The organism is Cupriavidus sp. YAF13, assembly GCF_052113425.1.
Lineage (GTDB): Bacteria > Pseudomonadota > Gammaproteobacteria > Burkholderiales > Burkholderiaceae > Cupriavidus.
In genome coordinates, this window is record NZ_JBFRDD010000105.1 from 1 (window position 1) to 10,134 (window position 10,134).

At 34.7% G+C, this 10,134-nt stretch carries 10 protein-coding genes; 9 read left to right on the forward strand and 1 reads right to left on the reverse strand.

The annotated features are described in order from the left end of the window. Window positions 1-143: 143 nt before the first annotated feature. Together AB4061_RS39720 and AB4061_RS39725 are read left to right on the forward strand one after the other, a co-directional pair. Window positions 144-296 (forward strand): Spo0E family sporulation regulatory protein-aspartic acid phosphatase, encoded by a 153-nt coding sequence (locus AB4061_RS39720; RefSeq protein WP_441641537.1) that lies wholly within the window; start codon window positions 144-146, stop codon window positions 294-296. A 588-nt stretch (window positions 297-884) separates the two neighbouring features. Next, window positions 885-1,319: a hypothetical protein gene (locus AB4061_RS39725; protein ID WP_441641538.1), complete on the forward strand. Its 435-nt coding sequence runs from the start codon at window positions 885-887 to the stop codon at window positions 1,317-1,319. A 598-nt stretch (window positions 1,320-1,917) separates the two neighbouring features. Here AB4061_RS39725 and AB4061_RS39730 read toward each other — a convergent pair. Further along, window positions 1,918-2,295 carry an SPW repeat protein gene (locus AB4061_RS39730; RefSeq protein ID WP_441641539.1) on the reverse strand — a complete coding sequence of 126 codons (378 nt, stop codon included), beginning with the start codon at window positions 2,293-2,295 and terminating at the stop codon, window positions 1,918-1,920. Window positions 2,296-2,572: 277 nt separating this feature from the next. Between AB4061_RS39730 and AB4061_RS39735 the strand changes: the two genes are divergently transcribed. From AB4061_RS39735 to mobV, 7 genes are all read left to right on the forward strand, one after another. After that, window positions 2,573-2,761 (forward strand): hypothetical protein, encoded by a 189-nt coding sequence (locus tag AB4061_RS39735; RefSeq protein ID WP_034656363.1) that lies wholly within the window; start codon window positions 2,573-2,575, stop codon window positions 2,759-2,761. Window positions 2,762-2,895: 134 nt separating this feature from the next. After that, entirely contained in the window at window positions 2,896-3,408 is a 513-nt protein-coding gene (locus tag AB4061_RS39740; RefSeq protein WP_257128770.1) for an HTH domain-containing protein, read from the forward strand. 235 nt (window positions 3,409-3,643) lie between these two features. Next, window positions 3,644-4,285: a hypothetical protein gene (locus AB4061_RS39745; RefSeq protein ID WP_057275176.1), complete on the forward strand. Its 642-nt coding sequence runs from the start codon at window positions 3,644-3,646 to the stop codon at window positions 4,283-4,285. Window positions 4,286-5,057: 772 nt separating this feature from the next. After that, on the forward strand, window positions 5,058-5,570 hold the full coding sequence (locus tag AB4061_RS39750) for a DUF3967 domain-containing protein (RefSeq protein WP_057275178.1): 513 nt from the start codon (window positions 5,058-5,060) through the stop codon (window positions 5,568-5,570). Between the two features lie 177 nt (window positions 5,571-5,747). Further along, on the forward strand, window positions 5,748-6,164 hold the full coding sequence (gene arr / locus AB4061_RS39755; protein ID WP_057275179.1) for an NAD(+)--rifampin ADP-ribosyltransferase: 417 nt from the start codon (window positions 5,748-5,750) through the stop codon (window positions 6,162-6,164). A 657-nt stretch (window positions 6,165-6,821) separates the two neighbouring features. Then, window positions 6,822-7,817, forward strand: coding sequence for a DUF3231 family protein (locus AB4061_RS39760; protein WP_057275181.1), 996 nt, complete (start codon window positions 6,822-6,824; stop codon window positions 7,815-7,817). 441 nt (window positions 7,818-8,258) lie between these two features. Next, complete coding sequence (gene mobV / locus AB4061_RS39765) at window positions 8,259-9,677, forward strand: MobV family relaxase (RefSeq protein WP_057275182.1); 1,419 nt, start codon at window positions 8,259-8,261, stop codon at window positions 9,675-9,677. Window positions 9,678-10,134: the final 457 nt, after the last annotated feature.

The window sequence follows — 10,134 nt, forward strand, 5'->3', positions numbered from 1 at the left end:
CATTTGTATATTGTAAGATATTCATATAAAAGTAAAAAATCAAAACTAAAACAAGGTTAATCTAATCGTTCTAAGAGTGATTAACCTTGTTTTAGTTTTGCCATTAAAAGTAAATGGGTGTGGGGGTATTGGAGTCTCATAAAGTGATCTTAAAAGAAGCTTTAACAGTCGAGATTGAAAAAGAGAGAAAATCTTTAATTGAAACGGCATTTGAAGAGGGGTTTACAAGTAAGAATACAGTGGAAATTAGCCAATTCATTGATGATATGTTAAATGAATTAGAAAAGATTAGGTAGCCTCAAATTAATACTAAAAATTTTTTATATGAAAAGAAAGCACCATTGTTATTGTAACAATGGTGCTTTCTTTTCTACATGTACGGTTTTAGATAAAAGGTTAATTGGAAAATAGCCGGATTGTCACTATAACATATCTAGATAAAAAATCAATTATTTGAAGTGTTTAGCATATGAATAAAAGGTGCACTTTTTATACATTCTTTCACTAATCGCTTACTGAAAAAACGTTGGTCTATCAAGAATGTATAAAAAGCTGCATACTCCGGAAAAAGAACCCTCGGCGGAACCGTTCTGCGACAAGGGTTCTTTTTTGTGRTGTGTTCCGGAAAGAGACATTATGTTAACTAACTTTGTATATTCTATACAACATAAAAACAGAAAAAACTCCTTGTTGTGGTAGGTTGTTTTTTCTTTAGGAAAGATCAAGCTTATAGTTTCTGTTTCTTTATACAAACGCCCTGTCAAGGCATTCTTCTATTGCATAAACTATAATTTTAGGAAAAAAAAGGGAGGGAGGAAGAGTTAAGGTTGAGTGTTTTTTTGTCTAATTGGGATATACAATCTATTAATTTATGGCTATCAAAAATGCATCATTATAAGGATACAAGTAAAAGTCAAAGGGCTAACGAAGCTGATATAATCTTACAGTTGACATACCCAAAGATTGGTAATGGTCGCCACCGTATTGTCTTTGATCTTAATAATGGATATGTATTAAAAGTAGCCCTTACTAAGAAGGGGATTCAATGTAATGAAACGGAGTTTAAAATATATGACCATTGTCGAGCTGATTTACTAAAACACCTCTGCCGAGTGAAAGAAGTTGGACATGGTTGGATCATAATGAAAAAAATGGACATTGAAGTTCCCGTTGAAATAAGTAATAAAGAATTAATCCCATTAAAAAACAAATTTCGCGATGCCGGAATCAAGCCTAGGGATATGGGTAATAGTAATATAAGGTTATCCAAGAAAGGTAAAATTACTGTCGTTGATTATGGAAATTTTATTATGTATTGAAGTGAATATAGATACTGGAGTTGGCTATGCTTTTGGTCTAGAATCTAATCAATACCGAGCTTATTGGGTTCAGTTTTGTTCTGATAATAGTGATTATGTTAACTAAGATTGAATACGATATACAGCCTAAAAACAGAAAAAACTACCCTGGTGTGTGATAGGGTAGTTTTTTCTGTTTCATGAATGGTAATCAATCGTTAGCTGACGTTGCAGAGCGTCTTGGGTAGTTTGCTCAAATTGCTAAATGTTATTCGCATAGACAATTCACCTAAAAACAGGTCAATGAATAGAATGTAATTTGTATTCTTAGAATCATCCGTCTTTCTGAGAAAACACCTTCTTAACAGTATTTGTTGGGTCCTTTGTTTTATCTATTATGCTTAATGTCTATCTTTTATGAATGCCGAGAAATCACATTATGTTAACTACGTTTGTATATGGTATACAGCGTAAAAACAGAAAAACTACCTTGGAGTTAGGAAGGTAGTTTTTTCTGTTTTTGGATGTTATACAATTGGGCTCTATAGCTTGATGCCTCAGGGCGCACAAAGCATCTTGGGTAGTTTGCTCAAATAGTCGATTCCTATCCGTTTTATTTTTAACCAGCAGCCTTTGAACCCGAATTAGATCCTAAGTTCCATAAACTAAATATAATCGTGATTAAACCAAGAACTACGCTTGACCAAACCTCTCCATTTGTTAATGAGTAGATAAATGGGAAAATTATAAACCAGACACCAGTAATCGCGGAGATCCAATTTTGCCATGAATTCCAKCCGGGTTTGTCATAGCCCCATAAAGATACAATAACTTGAATAATTCCAAAAATTATACTTGACCATAAAGCTCCTGATTGATCTGAATAACCGATAGCCCAAGGTGCGATAATAAACCAGACACCAATTAAAGCATTTAAATTACCCCTTAATTTCATAATTACACCTCCTCTAAGTTTAGGAATCTTTAAAGATTCCATTGTTAGATTATATGTTTAGAAACTATAGAGATTAACTCAATATATAACAATTAAATAAACAGAATATTTAAACAACAACTTTACTTTGTAATCGCTTTCATTTATAATAAAGATAGGTTGGATGGCATGAGTGGCTGTCATAGTATTTAGCGTAGGTGGGGCTGATACAAGGGATCAGGGCATAAAAGAAATGTCCTTTTTTGCTTTGGAAACATTTATTAAGAGATGGAAAGCTTTTATTTTTTCACTTAGTTGATTAATTAGAGAGGTGTTTTATATGAATAAAAATGAAGATATTAACGTTTTTTTATTAATGTTGTCGGTGATCTCTATTTGTGGAGGATTGTTATTAACAAATGTTTTTATTTATTCCCCTCTTATTGGTTGGCTTGTAGCAGTATTTTGTTTAATAATGAATTTTATTTATAAAGAGGAACAACTGAAATATAGAAAAAGAGAAGATTAAGAATAGGATCTTCTCTTTTTTTATGGATTCTTATAACGTGTTTTATGTTAACAGGTAAGAGAAGTTATAGCAGGAAATATCATTTTGCATTTGAATACTAGTACTATACTTTTAAAACGGAAGTGGAGGCTAGTATGATGCTGGTAAAAAAGATGTTAAATGGAATTATGATGAAAGAAATCACAATTAAAGAATTAGCTGATCAGTATGATGTAAGTACTCGTACCATCCAATTAAGAATTAAGAAACTAGGATATGAATGGGACAGTAAGCAAAGTATTTATCGTTATGTTGGGGAAGAGCCAGAACCTTTAGAAGTTGATTTTAATACTCTTATTTCTAAAACTAATAAAATGCCAGCAGAACAAAAGCAAACTAACAGCGAGATAGCAGCTAGTGTTAGCTATGTGAATGAAAGTGAAAGTACTAACGATAGCTTTGAAAAAGCTAGTAAAAATGCTAGTACAGTAGATGCCATTGATCTCTTATTGCAGAATCCAAAAGACCGTTCTAAAAGGGTATATAGAGGCTTTTATTTTGACGATGATGTGTTAAGTATTATTGATCGAGTTCCTAAGAGTTACAAGTCTGAATTAGTGAATGAGGCTTTGAGAAAAGTATTTAAAGAAAAAGGATTATTAGATTAAAAAACTCACCTACATTTTAGGTGAGTTTTCTTGTTTATTTTACAAATAGGGTTTGCAAAAGTGTAGGATTTGGTAGAAAATTAGGTATAAGAAAAAGCCCTCAAGTTTTCGACGACTCCGAGGACTTTCTCTAAAAAATATTAAGAAGGGATTAACCTTCAACTACATAACTTTATAAATGTATTCTAACACAATCAGGTTAGTTCCTTCCACTACTAAATGGAGGAATTTAAAAATGAAAAAAGCATTAGATGAAGCCGAAAAGAAAGCCAGAGTAAGAGATTCTAAGCTGGAAGAATTAATAAACCAAGCTGAAGTTGGTCTTTCAGCAGATCAGCAAAAAACTTTATTAGAAATCTTGCATAGGACTACTGGAGATAATTATTTCATCGGTAAGCGAAAGAAAAAAACTGATGGGGTGAGATTTGTGCAAATAATTATGGACAATTATAATTATTTAAGTGAAATAGAATATCTTACTAATGCTGAAAAAGCGTTTTTAATGGATCTAATTCCTTATGTAGAATTTAAGACAAATATTATTATAGAGAGATCATCTGATGAAGAAGAAGTAAATTCTAATTCAGCCTCACCAAGCTATTTAGCTAGAAAGTTAAAAAGGGATAGATCTAAAGTATCTTCTATGATGAATAGTCTAATGAAAAAAGGTATCTTAGCTGTTGCGGAGACAGGAAGTACTACTGAGGATGGCCGTATTTGTACAAGTCGTACATGGTTTGTTAACCCCAATCTTCTATGTTGTTCGGCAAAAGACGATGTTGATAAAGTTACTCAAAAGATATTTAAACGTTCTTTAAAGAATTTTAGAGTTGAAGGATCCTCTAAAAAGCACCAGCTACCTATATATTTATTTTAAAAGTAAGGAGGATTTTCCCCTTGCTTTTATTTTTTTATATGATTTTACATTTTTTAGGTGTTGCTTTTTGGCAACACAGGTGTTGCTTTTTGGCAACACCTAATGTCTCATAAACCTTGATATAATAACATTCTTGCACTTGTCTCTTCTCACTCTATTTAAATAGCAATTCGCTGATAGAATTGCAAGGGTCTTTTTATACTTTTTTCGTTAAAACTATAAAATTAAAATGGCTATTTAAAATACAAGGTTCGAGTAGTATTTTTTAAGAAGATCACTTAAAAAATCTCCACTCTTTTCTCCTTGTATTTTAAATTTCGGCAGGAGTGGTTATATCGCCAAGCCGAACATACCCAAAACGAAGTTAAAGATGCTCGGCTTGCGACGGCCATTATACCTGCCGAACCGCCAGAGCATCCGTCCATAGTTAGTAATTTTGCTAAAAATAAGCTACACAAACGGGGACTAGTCCCCGAACCCCTAGCCAGCACGCCACCCCAAAACGAACGGGGTTGCACGGGTAAAGTTATAACTTAAAATTAAAGTGAATGGCATGCACGGGGGGCGTGCATCTGGTTTTAATATGGTTATGATTTAATCAAATAATAGAGCGTATAAACATTGATATATCAGTACTTGACTGGGGTTGAACGCCCCCCGTGCACGTAAAAAAATGATGTGCATGGGGGGCGTTCTTTGTTATTCTTTAAAGGACATTTTAGATGAGAAATATAACTATTTATATAAATACGCGTGCACGGGAGGGAACGGCATGTCAGATGCAAAGCTTGGCCAAGAACCAGCTTATTGGACTAGTGAAGTAGCAAAGAAACTTGAGGTGTCAGATAGTACTTTAAGAAAGTGGTGTATTCAATTGGAGGCCACAGGTTATAAGTTTGTTAAAGGAGAGAATGATAGTCGGGCTTTCACTAAACATGACTTAAACGCTTTACAACTATTTAAGCAAATCGTAAAAGTCCAAAGGAAAACCAAAGAAGTAGCATCTTTAGAAGTGGTTGAGCGTTATGGTGCACGGCAAGGAACGCCCCCCATGCAACCTGCACAAATGGCCGTTCAAGCTCATGAGTTCAAAGATAAAATTTATGATATGGCTCAAAGTATTGAAGAAATAAAAAAACAATTACATGAACAAATGGAATTTAATAAAAAGCTTGTAGAACGTATGGATCAGCAAAACATGAGTCATATACGTGAAATTCAGGAAACAAGAAAGCAACTTGCTGCTGCTCAAGAAAAAAAGAAGTGGTGGGAATTTTGGAAATAAAAAAAGACTGCCAGCCAGCTGGCAATCTTTTTTTATTTAAATGAGTTATTTCCGATAACATCTTACTCTCTACTTATATTATAACTCTATTTGGAAATTATTTATAGACTGTTTTTTCACTCATGTCCAGCCTTATACTGTTATACGCAAGTCAAAAAGTATAAAGGGTGTGGCTATATGAATGACAAGAAAAATGTCTTAGATCCTGGTCCGTTTTTTCATGGTACTAAAGCAGAACTGAAGATTGGAGACCTGCTTGAACCATTGTACTTATCCAATTATCAGGATAAAAAATCTAACCATATCTATTTTACCGGAACATTAAACGCTGCTAAATGGGGTGCTGAATTAGCAAGATCTAATTCAAAAGAGAGAATTTATATTGTAGAACCATTAGGCGATTTTGAAAATGATCCGAATTTAACTGACAAAAAATTTCCGGGAAACCCAACACGTTCTTATAGATCTAAATCTCCTTTGAAAATAGTAGCTGAATTAGGTTCATGGGAAAGGCATTCCGATGAAGAAATAAATCATATGCTTACATCTTTAAAAAAGTTAACTGAAGAAGGAAAAAATGTAATATACGATTGATTCTCACATTATTAAAACTCTAGTTGAATGCCAAATTAAAGACTTAACTAATTTATCATTATAAGCAGAATTTAAAAAAGTGCCTGGGTAAACCGAGATGATTTCAGATCATTCCGATTTGCCCAGGCACTGAATTTTTATATGGCCGCCCTTTTGTGGGACTAGTTTCCACTGTAACAGAGATAACTGTGGTGAAAAATAAAGGATTATGAGAGATAATGTCCTGATTCTTAGAGTAAACATATAGCATACATACAACAAAGGCCACCTTATAGGATGATACATAATGGGCGGCCTTTGTTGTGACTATGACTTAAAGGAGGAAACCTTTATTAGTAAAAATAGAAGTTTTCTACTGATGGCCGTCGTGATCAACCTTGCTATATGGATCTTTGTTCAGGAACAAATGACAAATGCCAAAGTTGAACAGCCTATTCTATTGATTGACCAACCTACGATGTGTAAATGAATAATGTGTATTTAAAAAGCAAAAGGGTATCCTCTTGCTTTTTATTTTTTAAAGCGGCCAAGCTACTATGGGGTATCTTCAAATGAGCGTATTGGGTGCGAAGCGGCAGCCGATAAGCTCATTTTCATAAATAAATACTTCCAGGGCAAACTAAACGATATAGTTTATATGCTATGGAGGTAAGTAATTTGAATAAGAAAAATGATACTAGATTAACCTCTTCAGAAATTACAAGTCTGTGGGTTCAATATATGAGGGAAACGATGGCAATTTGCATCAGTAAATATGTATTAGCAACTGTTAAAGATCCTGAAGTTCATTCTCTTTTTGGATTTTGTTTAGAACTATCTCAAAAACATCTCAAAGTGTTAAAAAAAATCTTAAATGCAGAAAATTTCCCTCTACCAAATGGTTTTACAGATAAAGATGTAAATTTGGAAGCTCCACCTTTATTCACGGATTCACTTTGGTTACATTACATACATGTTATGACGATTCATGGATTATCAGGACATAGCATGTCATTTAGTAGTTCTATTCGGAAAGATATTAGGGATCTTTATTATCAATGTAATATGGACGCGATGGATGTTTATAACAGATCAATTGATATTCTCTTATCTAAGGGCCTTTATGAAAGAGATCCTTATTTTTCAATGCCCCGAGGTGTCGAGTACATAACAGAATTAGGATATGCAATGGATATATTGGGAAAGAAAAGACCTTTAAATTCGATGGAGGCAGGAAATATATATACTGATTTAAAGAAAAGTATTTCAGCAAAAGCTATTCTTCTCGGATTTCAGCAGGTAAGCCAAGATAAAAAAATACGTAAGTTTATGGAGGATGGTTTAAATTTAGTTAATAAGCATATAGGTCTTTTTTCTTCACTGTTACATGAAGGAGGTCTCCATACCCCACCGTTATTAGACAGAGAAGTTACAAATTCTAAGATCGCACCTTTTTCAGATAAATTAATGCTATTTCATGCCGGGTTTATGTTTAATTTAGCTATGATATATTATTCGGTTACTATGTCTGTCAGTATGAGAATTGATGTAGTAGGACACTGTGAAGCATCGATTCTAAGAGATTTAAAACTTACTACTAGTTGGGGAAATATTATGATTGAAAGAGGATGGATAGAAAGGCCACCAGAAGCAAGTGATCGAACTGAATTATGATTTAACTGTAAAAGAGAGTGGTATTCTAAATTTGGCCATTGTCAATGGTAAGCGGACCGTAGGGAGCATTAAGGAATTGACAATGTCACTACACCAAGACCCTCTTGGCACTCAAACAACCCCGTTTGTTTGACGCCAACCGGCGAGGGAGCCCCCTCAAAAAGTGAGGGGGTTGGGGGAGTTTTTTTGATGGGGTTAAGGGGAAGAGTTCCCCTTACAGGTGGTGGACGGCGTCCACGGTCTTATAGAAAAAGGGCATCCGTGAAGGATGTCTTTTTTCTTTTTGGCGGAGCCAAACACAGGGAGGAATTCCGACCGCCCACCTCGTAGAGCGCGCTCCCAATTTTATCGAAGATGAAAAATTGGTGTAGTGCGTTACACCAAATCTCAAGTTGTGGTATGCTGGACCTAAGAACAGTGGTCGAAATGGGGGATTGAGGGATGGCCAAATATGGGATTATCCGCATGCAAAAGTTCCACAAAGACGCAATATTGGGTATCCAGAAACACAACCAACGAGAAGGCGAGAACAGTAAAAATAAAGATATCGATTCAAACAAAACGATGCTTAACTATGACTTTGTGAATGAGGACAAAATTAAGTACCATGAAGAAATTAAGAAGATGACGGCCACCCGTGTGAAACGAAAAATTCGGAATGATGCGGTCCTGGTCGCAGAGTTCTTTGTGTCGGCCAGTCCGGAATACATGCATGCAATGTCGCCAGACGAGCAGCGTAAATATTTTGAAGCATCACTGGACCATATAGCTGGCAAGTATGGTCAGCAGAACATTTTATATGCTACGGTACATAACGATGAATCAACGCCACATATGCACGTGGGCTTTGTACCAATTACGGAAGATCGACGCTTGGCCGCGAAAGACTATTTTCATGGCAAAACGAAGATTCGTCGAATTCAGGATGACTTTCATAACTACATGAACAAACGTGGTTATGACATTGAGCGTGGCGAGCCGAGCGAGCTGCAGCATAAAAGTGTTCATGAATTTAAGAAAGAAGAACGACAAAAAGAGCTAAACAACTTAGACCAACAACTAATCTTCAAGGAAAAAGAGATTCAAAGAATGGATAACTTACGGAACCTAAAGGAAGAGGGATTAGTTGATATACGTAGTGATCAGAGTATTGAAGAGCTTTGTCGTAAATCTGTTGAAATTGAAGTAAGTAAAGGTATGCTTGGTTCAAAAGTGAAAGTCGAAGAAGCTGATTTTCATTGTGTCGTTGATCTCGCAAAAGAATTGCAGGAGAAGCTGGCGGCCGAGCATAAGCGTACAAATGCATTAAGCCAAGAAGTTGGGAAAATGATGAAAGAGAATAAGGTGTTAACACAGCAATTAGAGAGTGTAAGAGAAGATTTAAGTATGCACCTTGTTCATCAGGATAGAGAAATTGAAAAGGCTAAGCATTTGATGAGGCAGAAGTTGATACGAGATTTCTCTGCGAATGAGAAAGAGAAGTTGAAAGAAGAGGTTAAAAGAGAACTAGATAGCGAATATAAGGCTCATATAAGCTCTCTAAGCGACGATTTAACGATTGAGAATCAGAAACATGAGAAAACGAAAAGAGAGCTTGTACAGGCAAATAAAGCGAATGATACCCTGACGAAGATGAATGTTGACTATATAGAAAATTATGTGCCAAAAGAGGATCTTGATAAAGCCAATCAGCAAGTTAATGAATTAAAGAAAGAGAATAAGACATTGAAAGCTTGGAAGGAAAAAGCATTGAATTGGATAGATAAGAATGTCGAGAAGATGAAGCAGATCTCGTTTTTTCAACATGTAGGTGGAGTCCAAAAAAGAAATAAAAGGCAAGATCAAGAAATTGAAAGATGATAATATCAATAAAAGCTTTAAAACGTTTGATTAAGAACACTAAGCATAAGGACAATTTGAGTTAATAAGGTCTCCTTCAAACTAGAATCAGTACAGGTAGAGTGTTGTTGTATTAAGTATAAGAGTTCTCTGTTGAATAATAGGAGTTCGTATCTAGTTAGCATTAAATTTCTCCTTCTTTTATAAAAACTATTTTTTAAAAGCTTCGAGTAAAAATGAATAGTTTTATATACACAAAAAAAGCCATCTCATTCTATGGGCATTGGCTTTGCATAGAAATGAAATAGCTTTTTTACAGGGTTCACACGTATAACAAGTAACGAAAAAATAGCTCCAAATCAATATTATCATCTTTTTTCCATAAAGACTATATTTTTCCTACAGGAGGTTAAATGAGAAGGAAAGAGCAAGAAATAGAAAGATAAAGTTCCGTTGTACAAGGACATTTGTATATTGT

Coding starts and splice junctions, on each gene's coding strand:
- AB4061_RS39725 (WP_441641538.1), top strand. CDS start 885: ATGCATCATTATAAGGATACAAGTAAAAGTCAAAGGGCTAACGAAGCT.
- AB4061_RS39735 (WP_034656363.1), top strand. CDS start 2,573: ATGAATAAAAATGAAGATATTAACGTTTTTTTATTAATGTTGTCGGTG.
- AB4061_RS39740 (WP_257128770.1), top strand. CDS start 2,896: ATGATGCTGGTAAAAAAGATGTTAAATGGAATTATGATGAAAGAAATC.
- AB4061_RS39745 (WP_057275176.1), top strand. CDS start 3,644: ATGAAAAAAGCATTAGATGAAGCCGAAAAGAAAGCCAGAGTAAGAGAT.
- AB4061_RS39750 (WP_057275178.1), top strand. CDS start 5,058: ATGTCAGATGCAAAGCTTGGCCAAGAACCAGCTTATTGGACTAGTGAA.
- arr (WP_057275179.1), top strand. CDS start 5,748: ATGAATGACAAGAAAAATGTCTTAGATCCTGGTCCGTTTTTTCATGGT.
- mobV (WP_057275182.1), top strand. CDS start 8,259: ATGGCCAAATATGGGATTATCCGCATGCAAAAGTTCCACAAAGACGCA.